The 14737-nt window shown below is 72.5% G+C and carries 14 protein-coding genes; 5 read left to right on the forward strand and 9 right to left on the reverse strand.

Annotated features, from left to right (window positions below):
- Positions 1–297: 297 nt before the first annotated feature.
- Genes EFE23_RS07630 through EFE23_RS07645 form a run of 4 tightly spaced genes read right to left on the reverse strand, consistent with a single transcriptional unit; the run spans position 298 to position 4406 of the window.
- Entirely contained in the window at positions 298–1107 is an 810-nt protein-coding gene (locus tag EFE23_RS07630; RefSeq protein WP_123240198.1) for an inositol monophosphatase family protein, read from the reverse strand.
- Positions 1100–1552 (reverse strand): response regulator, encoded by a 453-nt coding sequence (locus EFE23_RS07635; RefSeq protein WP_123240199.1) that lies wholly within the window; start codon positions 1550–1552, stop codon positions 1100–1102. Before EFE23_RS07635 ends, EFE23_RS07630 begins: the two co-directional genes overlap by 8 nt.
- Positions 1549–3171, reverse strand: a complete 1623-nt coding sequence (locus EFE23_RS07640; protein ID WP_123240200.1) for a sensor histidine kinase — start codon at positions 3169–3171, stop codon at positions 1549–1551. The genes EFE23_RS07635 and EFE23_RS07640 overlap by 4 nt, the downstream gene beginning before the upstream one ends.
- Positions 3168–4406 carry a PP2C family protein-serine/threonine phosphatase gene (locus EFE23_RS07645; RefSeq protein WP_199736961.1) on the reverse strand — a complete coding sequence of 413 codons (1239 nt, stop codon included), beginning with the start codon at positions 4404–4406 and terminating at the stop codon, positions 3168–3170. Before EFE23_RS07645 ends, EFE23_RS07640 begins: the two co-directional genes overlap by 4 nt.
- Positions 4407–4584: 178 nt before the next feature.
- Here EFE23_RS07645 and EFE23_RS07650 point away from each other — a divergent pair, with 178 nt between their 5' ends.
- Both EFE23_RS07650 and EFE23_RS07655 read left to right on the forward strand, forming a co-directional pair.
- On the forward strand, positions 4585–6963 hold the full coding sequence (locus EFE23_RS07650; RefSeq protein ID WP_123240201.1) for a M28 family peptidase: 2379 nt from the start codon (positions 4585–4587) through the stop codon (positions 6961–6963).
- Between the two features lie 137 nt (positions 6964–7100).
- Entirely contained in the window at positions 7101–9194 is a 2094-nt protein-coding gene (locus tag EFE23_RS07655) for a tetratricopeptide repeat protein (RefSeq protein WP_123240202.1), read from the forward strand.
- A gap of 10 nt (positions 9195–9204) precedes the next feature.
- On the opposite strand, the gene EFE23_RS07660 is transcribed toward EFE23_RS07655, so the two are convergent.
- Both EFE23_RS07660 and EFE23_RS07665 read right to left on the reverse strand, forming a co-directional pair.
- Positions 9205–10020: a hypothetical protein gene (locus EFE23_RS07660; RefSeq protein WP_123240203.1), complete on the reverse strand. Its 816-nt coding sequence runs from the start codon at positions 10018–10020 to the stop codon at positions 9205–9207.
- A 10-nt stretch (positions 10021–10030) separates the two neighbouring features.
- Positions 10031–10231, reverse strand: coding sequence for a hypothetical protein (locus EFE23_RS07665; protein ID WP_123240204.1), 201 nt, complete (start codon positions 10229–10231; stop codon positions 10031–10033).
- Between the two features lie 350 nt (positions 10232–10581).
- On the opposite strand from EFE23_RS07665, the gene EFE23_RS07670 reads away from it, so the two are divergent.
- Positions 10582–10992 carry an FxLYD domain-containing protein gene (locus EFE23_RS07670; RefSeq protein WP_123240205.1) on the forward strand — a complete coding sequence of 137 codons (411 nt, stop codon included), beginning with the start codon at positions 10582–10584 and terminating at the stop codon, positions 10990–10992.
- Between the two features lie 48 nt (positions 10993–11040).
- Here the strand turns inward: EFE23_RS07670 and EFE23_RS07675 are convergent, their stop codons facing one another.
- The 3 genes from EFE23_RS07675 to EFE23_RS07685 all read right to left on the reverse strand — a co-directional run bounded on the left by EFE23_RS07675 (position 11041) and on the right by EFE23_RS07685 (position 12524).
- Positions 11041–11295 carry a Smr/MutS family protein gene (locus EFE23_RS07675; RefSeq protein WP_123240206.1) on the reverse strand — a complete coding sequence of 85 codons (255 nt, stop codon included), beginning with the start codon at positions 11293–11295 and terminating at the stop codon, positions 11041–11043.
- Positions 11292–11663 carry a tetratricopeptide repeat protein gene (locus tag EFE23_RS07680; protein ID WP_123240207.1) on the reverse strand — a complete coding sequence of 124 codons (372 nt, stop codon included), beginning with the start codon at positions 11661–11663 and terminating at the stop codon, positions 11292–11294. Before EFE23_RS07680 ends, EFE23_RS07675 begins: the two co-directional genes overlap by 4 nt.
- 90 nt (positions 11664–11753) lie before the next feature.
- Positions 11754–12524: an ROK family protein gene (locus EFE23_RS07685; RefSeq protein ID WP_123240208.1), complete on the reverse strand. Its 771-nt coding sequence runs from the start codon at positions 12522–12524 to the stop codon at positions 11754–11756.
- A gap of 79 nt (positions 12525–12603) precedes the next feature.
- On the opposite strand from EFE23_RS07685, the gene EFE23_RS07690 reads away from it, so the two are divergent.
- Entirely contained in the window at positions 12604–14241 is a 1638-nt protein-coding gene (locus EFE23_RS07690; protein WP_123240209.1) for an ABC-F family ATP-binding cassette domain-containing protein, read from the forward strand.
- Between the two features lie 38 nt (positions 14242–14279).
- Positions 14280–14597, forward strand: a complete 318-nt coding sequence (locus EFE23_RS07695; RefSeq protein WP_123240210.1) for a hypothetical protein — start codon at positions 14280–14282, stop codon at positions 14595–14597.
- Positions 14598–14737: the final 140 nt, after the last annotated feature.

Raw genomic sequence — 14737 nt, forward strand, 5'->3', positions numbered from 1 at the left:
TCGACGCAGCGTGCCGGCGCCCTCCGGCTGGCGTGACGATCATGGGCGGGCGACGGACGACGGGCGACGGGCCCTTGTCGCAGCCTTTCGAGCTGACATCACCAACGACTCACCAGTTCGCCCGCTACGGCGAGCGGGCGGCACGACGCGGCATCGCGGCCGAGTGCCGGCTGTCGACATGGGCGATGAGTCGTTTACGACATCAGCTCGAAAGGCGGCCCCGACCCCAACGACGCCTCGGCGGCTGACGGAAAGAGCGCGCACGGCCGGTCCGGCCGGACGCCGCGCCGCGACCGGTCAGCCGGCGAGCAGCGCGGAGCGGACCTCGTCCCAGATCTCCGGGCTGGCCGCCACCAGCAGGCCCCGGCCGTCGTCGGCCGGGCGGTAGTCGGTGCCGTCGAAGCGCCGGGCCACCCCGCCGGCCTCGCGCACCAGCAGCGTGCCGGGGGCATGGTCCCAGGGAAGGGTGCGCCAGAACAGGACGAACTGCTGGGCGCCGGTGAGGATGTCCAGGTATTCCCGGCCGGCGCAGTGCTGGCCGGGGAGCAGCTCGCCGATCCGCGCGCCGCCCGCCTCCACGGCCCGCCGGGCGTCCGGGGGGAGGAACCGGGTCATCGCGGTGCCGCGCAGCGCGCCGACCTGCGGTGCGGGCCGGTCGTTGCGCACGGTCGCGCCGTCCAGCCGGGTGCCCGCGCCGGTCCGGCACGCGGCCAGCGTGCCGTCCAGCGGGTCGTACACCCAGGAGGCGACCGGCGCGCCGTCGGTCAGCAGGGCCACCATCAGCGCGAACGGCCGCCGGCCGGCGGCGAAGTTGGCGGTGCCGTCCACCGGGTCGACCAGCCAGACGTCGCCCGCGCCCCGCAGGTGGCGCAGCAGGTCCGGGTCCTCGGCGACCGCTTCCTCGCCGACCACCACGGAGCCGGGGCGCAGCTGCCGCAGCCGGGCGGAGATGAACTCCTCGGCCCGGCGGTCGGCGACCGTGACCAGCTCGCCGGGCGCCTTCTCGGTGATGTCCGCGTCGTCGAGCCGCCGGAACATCGGCACCACGACCGTCGCCGCGGCCTCCCGCAGCAGCGCGCCGACGTCGTCCAGCAGCCGGTCAGCCACGCGGCGGCAGCTTGACCACGCTGACGAAGAACTCGTCGATCTGGCGGACCACCGAGATGAAGCGCTCGAAGTCCACCGGCTTGGTCACGTAGGCGTTGGCGTGCAGCTGGTAGCTGCGCAGGATGTCCTCGTCGGCCTGGGAGGTGGTGAGCACCACGACCGGGATCCGGCAGAGCTGCTCGTCCTTCTTGATCTCCTCCAGCACCTCCCGGCCGTCCCGGCGGGGCAGGTTCAGGTCGAGCAGGATCAGGTCGGGGGCCACCGCGTCCGCGTACTGGCCCTCGCGCCGCAGGTAGGCCAGCGCCTCGGCGCCGTCGGAGACGACCGTGAGGCGGTTGCGGAGCTTGTGCTCCTCGAACGCCTCCTGGGTCATCAGCACGTCGCCCGGGTCGTCCTCGACGAGGAGCACCTCGATCGGGCTTTTGCCGTCTGCCGGCGCGGTCATCCCACCGTCTCCTTCATGCCACCCGTTGTTGCCGCAAGCGTGCCATCCTCACCGTCGACGGTCGCCGCCGGCTCCCCGGGGAGCGCCGGCAGGGTGAACCGGATCGCGGTGCCCTCCCCGGCGTCGGTGTCCACCCAGACCCGACCACCGTGGTACTCCACGATCTTCTTGACGATGGCCAGGCCGATGCCGGTGCCCGGGTACGCGTCCTTGGAGTGCAGCCGCTGGAAGATGACGAAGATCTTGTCGGCGAACTCCGGCTCGATCCCGATGCCGTTGTCCTGGCAGGTGATCTCCCACTCGTCCTCTACCAGCCGGGCCGACACGTGCACCCTCGGCGGCACGTCCGGACGGCGGAACTTGATCGAGTTGCTGACCAGGTTGGCCAGCAGGTTGGTCAGCAGCGGCTCCTCGCCCCGGATGACCGGCAGGTTCTCCCAGGTCAGCTCGGCGTCGGCGTACTGCCGGGCGGCGTCGGTCTGGGCAGCCACGTCACCCATCACCTTGTTCAGGTCGACCTCGGTGAAGCCCGTGGTGAGGCGGCCGATCCGGGAGAAGGCGAGCAGGTCGTTGATCAACCGCTGCATCCGCTGCGCCCCGTCGACGGCGAACGAGATGTACTGGTCCGCGCGCTCGTCGAGCTGGCCCGAGTACCGCCGCTGCAGGAGCTGGCAGAAGCTGGCCACCTTGCGCAGCGGCTCCTGAAGGTCGTGCGAGGCGACGTACGCGAACTGCTCCAGGTCACGGTTGGACCGGGTGAGTTCCTCAGCCTGCTTCTGGAGCTGGCTGTTGACCCACTCGATCCGTTCCCGGGCCTCGCGTACCTCGTCCAGCTCGCGGGCGATCTTCTGCCGCATCGCGTCGATGTCGTCGGCGAGCCGGCGGAACTCCGGCGGGCCGTCCCCCTCGATGTGGTGCCGGTAGTCGCCGGCGACGACCTCGCGTACCTGGCCCACCAGGCCGGCCAGCGGCCGGATCAGGATCCGGTCCAGCGAGACCAGGGTGACGACGCCGGCCACCGCCACCACCAGGGCGGCGATGATCAGCAGCGCGACCAGCAGGTTGCTGGTGGCGTTCACCTTGCCGGCGGTCTGCTGCCGGACGGCGAGGATCTCGTCCTGGAGCTTGTCGACCGCGGCCCGGATGCCGTCGAACCGCTGCCGGGTCTGGTCGGTGATGAGCGCCTGGCCGGCGGTCGGCCCGCCCCGCTCGGTCGCGCTGATCACCGGCTGGGCGACCTCGGTCCGCCAGCCGTCCGCGCGCTGTTCGACGACGGCCAGCTCGCGCAGCACGGCCGGGTAGTCGGCGGCCAGCTTCCGCATCTCGCTGACCGTGCCCTGCTCACGCTTCAGGCCGTCCGCGTACGGGGCCAGGTCCTTGCGGTCGGCGTTCACCGCGTACCCGCGCACGGCGGTCTCCTGGTCGAGCAGCGCGCTCATCAGCTCCTGCGCCTGGACCCGCAGCGGACCGGTCCTGAGCAGCACCGCGTCGATGTTCTGCCGGTTCTTCGCCGCGATGGCCGCCTCGGCGGCGGCCAGACCGAGCAGCAGGACCAGCACCACGCCGAGCAGCGCGAGCACCCGGCGGCGCAGGGTCCAGCCGCGCTGGTACGACTTCACCGGCCACCGCCCCGGGTGACCAGCAGCATGGCGACGTCGTCGGCGAGCGGGCCGCCGTTGAGCTGCTCGGCCCGGCCGACCAGCCAGGCGGGCAGCTCGGCCAGGGACACCGACCGGTTGGCGGGGTCGGCGAGCAGCCCGGTGAGGCCGGCGACATCCAACCGGTCGTCACCGGTGCCCACCCGGCCCTCGATGAGGCCGTCGGTGTACATCAGCAGGGACCAGTCATCTGCGTCGAACTCCAGGTCGAAGGCAACGGGCCGGCGGGGCCGTACGCCGAGCAGCAGGCCACCCTTGGCCGGCACCGGGGCGACCTTACCCCCGCTGAGCAGCAGCGGCGGGGGATGACCGGCGAGTCTCACCGTGGCCCGGTTGGCCGCCAGGTGGAGCCGGGCGGTGGCGACCGTGGCGAAGATCTCCTGCAGCCGCCGCTCACTCATCAGCACCTGCTCCAGAGCGGGCAGCACCTCGTCGTCCGGCACCCCGGCCAGGATCAGCGCCCGCCAGGCCACCCGCAGCTCGACGCCGAGCGCCGCCTCGTCCACGCCGTGCCCGCAGACGTCCCCGACGATCAGGTCGATCCGGTCCGGCCGGGTCTGCACCACGTCGAAGAAGTCCCCGCCGATCAGCGCGGCGTGCCGGCCGGGGCGGTAGAAGGTGTGCACCGACACCTGGTCGGTGGTCATCAGCGGCTGGGGCAGCAGGCCCCGCTCCAGGCGGGCCGACTCGGCCTGGCGCAGCTCGACCTCGCGCAGCCGGCGGGCGTTCTCGTCGGCCCGCTTGCGTTCCACCGCGTAGCGCAGGGCGCGGGCCAGCAGCACCCCGTCGACCTGCCCCTTGACCAGGTAGTCCTGGGCACCCTCGGCGACCGCGACGATCCCCAGGTGCTCGTCGGAGCGGCCGGTGAGCACGCAGACGGCGGCGCCGCTGGCCATCTCCAGCACCTGGCGCAGCCCGTCCAGGCCCTGCGCGTCGGGGAGGCCTAGGTCGAGCAGGACGCAGTCGACTCCCACCACCCGCTGCCGGGCCTCGCTGAGGCTGGTGGCGACCAGCAGGTCGATCATGGCGTTGGTCTCGGCGAGCAGCTCACCGACCAGGAAGGCGTCGCCCTCGTCGTCCTCGACCAACAGGACCCGGAGCCGCTCACCGGGCGGCAGGTTGGCGTGCAGCCCGGCACCGGCGTACGGCACGACGGAGGGACCGGCCAGACCGGTCCCCCGGTGCGGCCGGGTCACCGCCGCGAGACGCGGGAGTTCGCTGGTGATGTCGGGCTCCTTCCGAGTGCCCTGCTGATCCTGTATCAGACAACGGTCCCACACAACACGAGTGGCGTCGCCGGCCGGGCGGGGCGTGCCGCCGCCGGTTCCGGGGGTGCAGGATGATGCCACCCCCGAACCACCCCGAGGAGTTCCCGTGGGCGTACCCCCCACCCGCCCCGCCGACCGGGCGCTGGCCCGGCCGCGCCGCCGGCCGCTCGCCGCGGTCGTCGCGCTCGCCGCGCTGCTGGCCGTCGGCGCGGGCGTCCTGGTCGACCTGGCCACCCCGGCGCCGCGCCCGGCGAGCGCGCCGGCGGGCGAGTTCAGCGCCCAGCGGGCGTACGAGAACGTCAAGGTCATCGCGGCCCGCCCGCACGTCGCCGGTAGCGCGGCCAACGACCAGGTACGGGAGCACCTGGTCGGCGTCCTGCGCGGCCTTGGCCTGAAGACCGAGGTGCAGGACGCGGTCGCGCCCGAGGCCGGCCAGCTCAGCGGCGCGGCCGGCGGGGCGACCCTGGCCCGGGTACGCAACGTGGTGGCCCGGCTGCCCGGCACCGATTCGACCGGGCGGGTCTTCCTGGTGGCCCACTACGACTCGGTGCAGTCCGGTCCGGGCGGCAACGACGACGCGGCCGGCACCGCCAGCATCCTGGAGGTGGCCCGGGCGCTCACCGCCGGGCCGCGCCCCCGCAACGACATCGTCCTCGTGCTCACCGACGCCGAGGAGGCCTGCCTCTGCGGCGCCTCCGGCTTCGCCGCCGACCATCCGCTGGCCCGGGACGGCGGGGTGGTGCTCAACCTGGAGGCGCGCGGCTCCACCGGGCCGGTGATCATGTTCGAGACGTCCCGGAACAACGCGAAGCTGGTGGACGTCTTCGGGCGGGCCGCCCCGCACCCGGTGGGCACCTCGTTCGCGGTGGAGATCTACCGGGCGCTGCCCAACGACACCGATTTCACCGCGTTCCTGGATCACGGCTTCGTGGGGCTGAACTCCGCGTACATCGACGGGGGCGCGGTCTACCACACGCCGCTGGACACCCCGGCCACGATGGACCGGGGCAGCCTCCAGATGCACGGCGACAACGCGCTCGGGCTGGCCCGCGAGTTCGGCCGTACCGACCTGCGCGACCTGAGCTCCGGCCACGACGCCACCTACTTCCCGGTGCCGGGCGGGCTGGTCCGCTACCCCGGCTGGCTCACCCTGCCGCTGGCCCTGCTCGCGCTGGTCGCCGTCGGGGCGCTCGGCTGGCTGCTGCGCCGGCGCGGCCGGGCCACCGCCGGGCGGCTCGCGGCGGGCTTCGGGCTGGCCCTGGCGCCGATCGTGGTCGCCCCGCTGGGCGCGTGGCTGCTCTGGACCGCGATCACCACGATCCGCCCCGGGTACGCCGAGCTGCTCGACCCGTACCGGCCGGTCTGGTACCGGCTCGCCGTGGTGGCGCTCGCCGCCGCCGTCCTGTTCACCTGGTACGCGCTGACCCGCCGCCGGGTCGGCCCGGCCGCGCTGGCGTTCGGCGGGCTGGCCTGGCTGGCCCTGTTCGGGGTGCTGCTCGCCGTGCTGGTGCCCGGCGGGGCGTACCTGGCGACCCTGCCCGCGCTGGCCGGCGCGCTCGCCGGGCTGGTGGCGCTGCGCACCCGGCTGGACGGCCCGTGGCCGGTGGTCGCGGTGACGCTGGCCGGCGCGGTGGCCGTGACCATCCTGCTGCCCACCGTGGTGCTGCTCTTCCCGGCGCTGGGCATGGCGATGGGCGGGGTGGCGGCGCTCTTCGCGGTGCTGCTCGGGCTGGCCGCGCTGCCGGTGGTCGACCTGCTGCACCCGCAGGCCGGCGGTCAGCGGGGCCTGGTGGCGCTGCGGGCCCGCCGGCTCGGCGCGGTGCCGGCGCTCGCCGCCGCGCTCGCGGCCGTGGTGCTCGCCGGGGTCGGCCTGGCCGTGGACCGCTTCGACGCCACCCATCCGGTGCCCACCCATCTGATGTACGCCCTCGACGCCGACACCGGAAAGGCGCAGTGGCTCAGCCACGAGGGCGACCCGCAGCCCTGGACCGACGGCTACGTCGACGGCGAGACCGCCGTGCGGGAGAGCTTCCCCGGGCTCGGTGACGGCGAGCTCCGGGCCGGGCCGGCACCGGCGGCGAGCCTGCCCGCCCCGAAGGTGGAGCTGCTCTCGGACACCCGCTCGGGCCAGGAGCGGATCCTTCGGCTGCGGCTCGTCCCGCAGCGCGTGGTGCGGATGACCTCGCTGCACGTCGACTCCGCCACCGCCGTGATCAAGGCGGCCACGGTGGGCGGGCGCGACGTGCCGGTGAAGACGCTGGGCGCCCGCTGGGGCTTCGGGATCGTCTTCCACGCCCCGCCGCCGGAGGGCGTCGAGGTGACCCTCACGCTGACCTCGAACGTCGAGCGGGTGCGGTTCCGGGCGATGGACGCCAGCGACGGCCTGGACCAGCTCCCCGGCTTCCGCCCCCGCCCGCCCGACGTCGGGGTGGTCGGCTCGCACACCTCGGAGATGCTGGCGGTGGCGAGGACGTACGAGTTCTGAGCCCGGTCGAGTATCGGTGAAATCGATCATCCGTACGGCGAGGGCTGACCGATGTTCGGCCCCTTGGGGTCCTTGACCGTTGCCGGTTCAATCGACCGGAGAACATTCGGTGATCAGCAAGTAGCTGGCGGTGAGGCATGTTCACGCTCGAGCAGTACACTCCGCTTCCGCGCCTGCTCGACCAGCTCGCCGACGCGATCGCTCCGCTGCTCACCGCGAACGGCATCCACTGGCAGACGCTCGACGAAGAACAGTGCCGGCAGCTCGCGCTACAGATCCTGAACCTGGTGCCGGTGCTGTGGATCTGGGACAACGTCGAGCCGGTGGCCGGCTTCCCCTCGGTAGCCGACTCGGCCTGGTCACCGGCGGAGCAGCGAAAGCTGGCCGACTTCCTGCGCGACGCGGCGAACACCCGAGCCAAGGTGCTGCTCACCTCCCGCCGCGACGAAAGCCGCTGGCTGGGCGAGCTGCCCGTACGGGTCGAGCTGCCGCCGATGCCGATGCGCGAGCGCACCCAGCTCACCCGGGCCCTGGCCGAGCGGCACGGTCACCGGATCAGCGACGTCGAGGACTGGCGTCCCCTGCTGCGCTACACCGCCGGCAATCCCCTGACCATCACCGTCCTGGTCGGACAGGCACTCCGCGAGGGGTACACCAGCCGGGCCGACCTGGAGCGGTTCGTCGACCGACTGCGCGCCGGCGAGGGTGACCTGAACGACGACCGGACGCAGGGGCGCGACCGGTCGCTGGCCGCCTCGCTGAGCTACGGCTTCGCGACGGCCTTCACCGACATCGAACGCGCGCAGCTGGGCGTGCTCCACCTGTTCCAGGACACCATCGACGTGGAAGCGCTCACCTTCATGGGCAACCGGCGCAATCCGTACCACGTCGCGGTGCTGGCCGGACTCACTCGTGAGGCCGGGGTCGACCTGCTGGACCGTGCCGCCGACATCGGTCTGCTCACCGCCCTCGGCGGTGGCTACTACGCCATCCACCCCGCGCTGCCGTGGTACTTCCGCCACCTGCAGGCCAGCGCCGGCCCGGTCGAGCTGGAGGCCGCGTACACGGCGGTGATGGCCGAACTCGGCGACTTCTACATCAACGAGTACAGCCGGGGCCGGCACCAGGTCGTCAACGCTCTGCTGCCGGAAGAGGCCAACCTGCTGCATGCCCGTCGGCTGGCCCGGCGCGCCGGACGCTGGTCCCACGTCATCAGTTGCATGCAGGGGCTGGCCGCCCTCTACACCCATCTCGGCCGCAAAGCGGAGTGGGCCCGCCTGGTCAACGAGCTCGTCCCGGACCTGGTGGACCCCGCCACCAACGGCCCCCGGCCGGGCCTCGACCTGGAATGGTCGATGCTCACCGGCTACCTCATCCGGATCGCCAGGGACGCCCGGGACTGGGCCACCGCGGAACGCCTCCACCGCTCGGTGCTCCCGTACTACCAGGAACGCGCGGCCGAGGCCCTCAACAAGGCTCCGGACCAGCTCACCCAGGAGGAACAGATGTGGATCCGCACCCTCGCCGTCAGCGAGGAAGGGCTCGGCCACATCTTCCGGGATCAGGGAAGGCCGGAGTGTGTCACCCACTACGAGCGGGCGGCCACCCTCTTCCGCCGCATCGGACGCGGCCGTGAACAGGCCGTCCTGGCGTTCAACCTCGGGCACGCCTACAAGGACGTCGCCGCGTTGCGGGACCTGGATCAGGCAGAGCACTGGTACCGCCGCGCGCTGGAACTGATGGACGAGTCCGACCTGATGGGGCGGGCCAACGCCATGATGCAGTTCGGTTCGATGGCCTACGAGCGGTTCGCCGAGGCCCGTAGGGCCGGCGGGCGCGGCCGGGCCGAGTTCGATCACCTGCAGGCCGCCATCAAGGCGTACCAGCAGGCGCTGGCCATACTTCCCGCGGACGACGTCACCGGCCTCGCGACGATACACAACCAACTCGGCATCATCTATGGCCTGCTCGGCGCCACCGAGGCCGCCCTGAACCACTATCAGCAGTCGATCCGCTACGAGGGGCGGGCGAACAACCGATACGGCGCCGGTCAGAGCCGGTTCAACATCGCCGTCCTGATGAGCCAGCACGACCGCATCGGCGAGGCGCTGCTCTACGCCCGCGCCGCGATGCGTGACTTCGAGGCGTACGGCACGGCCGCCGCGGAGGCGGTCGAGCGGGTCCGGCACTTCATCGGGGAACTCTCCGACGACGACAGCGCCACGGCCTGACCCGAGGGGCCTACCGGCGGGTGCACCCGATCACCGGTTCGGCGGTGCTGTTCGCCACCGCCAGCGATCCCTTGCAGTGCCACTCGGGCGTCACCGCCTCGACGTTCAACGTCGGGTAGTCGACGACCGGCCGCGCCGTCAGCGATACGGTCACCGTGCGGGTCGGGCCGACCAGGGCTGACTCGCGGGCCAGCGACACGCGGCTGCCGTCCGCGCGCACCCCCGTCAGCTCGGTGCGCAGGACCGCATCCGGGTCGACGCCGGTCATACCCACCCGGGCCGTCAACACCGCCTCGGTCCCCGTTCCGGTGAGTCGGAGCGACAGGGTCGGGGCGTCTCCGCTCCGGTCCGTCAGAGCGACGACGGATGCCGTACCGGCGAGCAGCACCGCGATCATGGTCAGGCAGCCGGCCGCGACCACCCCCCACGCCCGGCCGAACTCCCGCCGGTACCACCCTTCGACCTCGGCGAGGTTGCCCAGGGCGACCCGGTGCCGGGGAAGGCGCAGGAGCAGTGCGCCCAGCGCCAGGACCACGGCCGCCACGGCCGCGACCACTGCGGCGACCCCCAGCACCTTCGCCGACCGCGAACCGGCGACCTGCCCGCCCGCCACCAGGCCCAGGCCGGTCACCAGGGTGCCGACCAGGCTGATGGCGGTCACTGCCCGGCGGGCCCGCTCGTCGATCCGGGCCAGTGATTTCGCCGGTACCAGCTCAGCCGCGGCCTCTTCCCACAGCAGGTCCCCGCGGCTGGCCGGCACGCCTACCGCCGGCGCCGGACGGGCGGGGTCCGGCGCGCTCTGCTCCGTGCTCGGGTGATCGGTCACCGGAGATGTCTCACCGGGATTGGACCGTGCCGGTGAAGCTGAGCCGGTGCGAGGACGACCCGGGCCCGCCGGGACACGTCACGATCACCCGGAACTGCTTTCCCTGGCGGCCCATCAACGCCGGCGTACGCTCCGCCAACTGCTCCTGCACCAGCTCCGTGAGGTCCAGGTCGTGATCGGCGCACCGGTACTCCTGCGGCGTCAGGTCCACTCGGCAATGCTCGCACACCACGCGGCCACCGGGTCACTCGCGGACTCACCTCTCCCGCGTCCTGCACTCGCTGAGTCCGAACAGGACGGAAGCGCTGGTCGGGCCCATCGGCGAAAGATCATTAACTTTTAGTTGATCAAAGGAACTTATTGTTATCCGACAACCACCCGCCTGGTTGATCAACAACGTGCGGCCGCCGTGCCAACCTCTGCCGGGCCGCTCTCGTCACGGGGGAGCGTCACGTACGAGTCGAAAGGCACAACCACATGTCGCAGCAGGACCAGGCCCCTCAGCCGGGCACCCCGACCCCTCCGCCGGGGTTCGCTCCCGCACCCCCGCCGAAGAAGGGGATGTCGACGGGCTTGAAGGTCTTCCTCATCATCGCCGGCCTGGCCGTTCTGCTCTGCGGCGGTGGCTTCGTGGCCTGCACGGCGCTGGTCGGCAAGGCGGCGAACGACGTCAGCAAGGAGCAGGACGCGAAGGCCGGGCACGTCAAGCTGACGTCGTGTGAAGGGGAAGCCGCGGGCAGCGACCTCCTGGCGAACGTGAAGTTCGACGTCGAGGTGAACAACGCCAGCAAGAACCAGAACACCTACTTCATCGACGTGTTCGTCCTCGACGCCAAGGGCACCCGGGTCGGCAACACCACCACCATCGTCTCCGACGTGCGGCCGGGCCAGAAGGCCGTCGAGGAGGGCATGGTCGTGCTGAGCCAGAAGGTGACCGGCAAGATCACCTGCAAGGTCGACAAGGTCTCCTGACCTCGACGGCACGCGCGGCCCCGGTGGGTGTGTCCCGCCGGGGCCCGCTCACTTCCAGCGGAAGTGGACGAAGAGACGGCCGAAGTTCTTCGAGTCCTTCTCGACCCGGTGGTAGAGCTGCTTCACGTCCTTCTGGTCGAGGAAGCGCAGCACCTTCTTCTTCAGCTGGCCGGAGCCCTTGCCGGGGATGATCTCCACCAGGGTGGCCTTCTTCGCCACCGCCTCGTTCATGATGTCGCGCAGGGCACGGTCGATCTCGTAGCCCCGGTTGTAGATGTCGTGGAGATCGAGCTTGAGCTTCACGAGCGACCGCCGGCGACCTTGCCCTCCACCCGGCGCAGCGCGGCCGTGTAGTCGGCGTTGGTCGAGTACATGGCCGCCGCGATGCGCAGGTGCCGCAGCGCGTCGGCGGGCCGGTTCATCCGCTCCAGGGTGCGGCCCAGCACGTGGTGCGCGTAGTGGTCGCTCGGGTCCCGGTCGACCAGCTCGCGCAGCTGCTCCTCGGCCCGGTTGAGCTGGGCCGACTGGAAGTACGCACGGGCCAGCAGCTGCCGGACCGAGGAGTTGCCGGGCTCCGCCTCGACGATCGGCTCGAGCAGCCGGGCCGCTCCGGTCGGGTCACCCGCTTCGAAGAACATGGTCGCCCGCCGGTACTCCGCCAGAAGATCCACTCGACCCACCCCCTCGTGTCGCGCCGCCCTTTGTCCGACGCTGACACAACACCAGCCGTATCGCGAGTGTTCCTGCGGCGGAAATCGGACTCACGGGGTCGGGTCGTACCGGTCGCCGACGAGTTCCCAGGCCCGGACACCGCCGACGATCCCGGCCGTGTTCGGCACGACCACGACGTCGTCGCCCATCCGGGCCAGTTGTTCCGGCCGGATCAGCCGGGAGTTCCCGCCGCCGAGGTAGAGCCGGTCCCACCGGAAGACGGGGCGCAGCCCGTCGACCACCTGCCGGATCCGCCGCGACCAGAAGGCGTCCCCCAGCCGCCGCCGTTCCGGCTCGCCCACGTACGTGTCGTAGGTGGTGTTCCAGCGCACCGGCGCGTGGGACAGCTCCAGGTGCGGCGCGAGCACCCCGCCGTCGAAGAGCGCGCTGCCCAGCCCGGTCCCGAGGGTCAGCACCAGCTCGCACCCGGTGCCGGCGACCACTCCCGCGCCGTGCACCTCGGCGTCGTTGAGCACCAGCGCCGGGATGCCGAACGCCTCCGCGAGGGCGCTGCGCGCGTCGTACCCGGACCATTCGGCGACCAGCCCCGGATCGACCTTGCTGCGCGGGCCGGAGCGGGTGACGTAGTGCGGGGTGGCGACCACCACGCCGTGCCGGATCATGCCGGGCATCCCGACGGTGAGCCGGTCCGCGGCCGGCAGCCGGCCGCCCAGTTCGAGCAGCGTCTTGACGAAGAGGGCGGGCGGCAGCGGGTACGGCGTGGGCACGCGCAGCGCCCTGGCCCGCATCGTGCCCGCGGCATCCAGGACGGAGGCCTTGATCCCGCCACCGCCGCAGTCGATCGCCAGAGTGGTCACCACGGGAGTGAGTCTCCCTCACCTCCGTCGTGGCGCGGGGCCCGGTCGATCCGATCCGCGCCTCGGTAGGCTCGGACCCCTCATGAGCGCTACGTTGATCGCCAAGGACCTGACCGCCGGACACGGTGACCGGCTGCTCTTCGCCGACCTGGACCTGATCGTCGCCCCGGGCGACGTGATCGGGCTGGTCGGGGTGAACGGCGCCGGCAAGTCGACGCTGCTGCGTACGCTCGCCGGGCTCCAGCCCCGCGAGGAGGGCTCGGTGTCGTTGAGCCCGCCCACCGCCACCGTCGGCTACCTCCCACAGGAGCCGGAGCGCCGGCCCGGCGAGACCGTCCGCGACTTCCTGGCCCGGCGGACCGGGGTGGCCGCGGCGCAGACCGCCCTGGACGCCGCCACCGAGGCGCTCACCGCCGGGGCCGCGGGCGCCGACGACGCGTACGCCGGGGCGTTGGAGCGCTGGCTCGACCTGGGCGGCGCGGACCTGGACGAGCGCGCCGAGCAGGTCGCCGCGGAGCTGGGGTTGACCGTCGACCTGGACCACCCGATGACCGCTCTCTCCGGCGGCCAGGCGGCCCGCGCCGGGCTCGCCTCCCTGCTGCTCAGCCGCTACGACGTGTTCCTGCTCGACGAGCCCACCAACGACCTGGACCTGGCCGGACTGGACCGGCTGGAACGGTTCGTCACCGGGCTGCGGGCCGGGACGGTGCTGGTCAGCCACGACCGGGAGTTCCTGACCCGGACGGTGACCCGGGTGCTGGAGCTGGACCTGCACCAGGGGCAGGTCCGGCACTACGGCGGCGGCTACGCGGCGTACCTGGAGGAGCGGGAGGTGGCCCGCCGGCACGCCCGCGAGGAGTACGAGGAGTACGCCGACACCCGGGGCGAGCTGGAGGCGCGGGCCCGGATGCAGCGCGCCTGGATGGAGAAGGGCGTCAAGAACGCCCGGCGCAAGGCCACCGACAACGACAAGATCGGCCGCAAGTTCCGCGCCGAGTCGACCGAGAAGCAGGCGGCAAAGGCCAAGCAGACCGCGCGGCTGATCGAGCGGCTGGACGTGGTCGAGGAGCCGCGCAAGGAGTGGGAGCTGCGGATGGAGATCGCCGCCGCGCCCCGCGCCGGCGCCGTCGTGGCCTCGCTCCGGGGCGCCGTCGTACGCCGGGGCGGCTTCACCCTCGGCCCGGTGGACCTCCAGGTCGACTGGGCCGACCGGGTGGCGATCACCGGGGCGAACGGCTCCGGCAAGAGCACTCTGCTCGCGGCCCTGCTGGGCCGACTCCCCGTCGACGAGGGGTACGCGGCGCTGGGGCCGGGGGTGGTGGTCGGCGAGGTCGACCAGGCCCGGGGACTCTTCCTCGGCGACCAGCCGCTGGTGGACGCCTTCGGCGCGGCCGTGCCGGAGCTGACCCCGGCCGACGTGCGGACGCTGCTGGCCAAGTTCGGGCTGCGCGCGGACCACGTGCTGCGGCCGGCGGCGACCCTCTCCCCCGGCGAGCGCACCCGGGCCGCGCTGGCGCTGCTGCAGGGGCGCGGGGTGAACCTGCTGGTGCTGGACGAGCCGACCAACCACCTCGACCTGCCGGCCATCGAGCAGCTGGAGTCGGCCCTGGCCACGTACCCGGGGACCCTGCTGCTGGTGACCCACGACCGGCGGATGCTGGACGCGGTGAGCGTCAACCGGCGGCTCCGGGTCGACGCGGGACGGATCGCCGAGGATTGATCCGTGCCGACCCGGCCGCGCGGGGTGAGAATGACCCCATGCTCAAGTGGGAGTACGCGCTGCTGGTCCGCCGCCGCCAGGCCGCCTCGACCGACATCGGGTGGGAGGTCGTCTTCATCTGGTACGGCCCGGACGGCTCGATGGTCGACGTCACGCCGTACGGCGACACCGCGCTGGCCCACCTGAACCGGGCCGGTGACCAGGGCTGGGAACTGGTCGCGATGAGCGAGGACCCGTCCCTGCCCGGCAACAACGAGCTGCACCGCTACCACCTCAAGCGGCCCAAGGCCGCCGCGCCCCAGCCCCGGCAGCGGATGCGCGGCGGGCGGACCACCCGCCGCACCATCGCCGGCTGACCGGGCACGCCGCGCGCGGCGGCGGCTCCGAGGCGTGCGCTCGGCGACCCCGTTGCGCCCCGGCGACCCCGTCGCGCCCTCCCCCTCGCGCCGACCGGACAAACTCTTTAGAGCGACATGTCGTGGAGACATGAACATGT

It is taken from the genome of Micromonospora solifontis, from assembly GCF_003725545.1.
Taxonomy (GTDB): domain Bacteria; phylum Actinomycetota; class Actinomycetes; order Mycobacteriales; family Micromonosporaceae; genus Micromonospora; species Micromonospora solifontis.

What these genes read in the sequence shown, in the direction of transcription:
- EFE23_RS07670 (WP_123240205.1), top strand. Translation starts at nt 10,582, where the DNA reads ATGTCGACGGGCTTGAAGGTCTTCCTCATCATCGCCGGCCTGGCCGTT.
- EFE23_RS07655 (WP_123240202.1), top strand. Translation starts at nt 7,101, where the DNA reads ATGTTCACGCTCGAGCAGTACACTCCGCTTCCGCGCCTGCTCGACCAG.
- EFE23_RS07635 (WP_123240199.1), bottom strand. Translation starts at nt 1,552, where the DNA reads ATGACCGCGCCGGCAGACGGCAAAAGCCCGATCGAGGTGCTCCTCGTC.
- EFE23_RS07695 (WP_123240210.1), top strand. Translation starts at nt 14,280, where the DNA reads ATGCTCAAGTGGGAGTACGCGCTGCTGGTCCGCCGCCGCCAGGCCGCC.
- EFE23_RS07690 (WP_123240209.1), top strand. Translation starts at nt 12,604, where the DNA reads ATGAGCGCTACGTTGATCGCCAAGGACCTGACCGCCGGACACGGTGAC.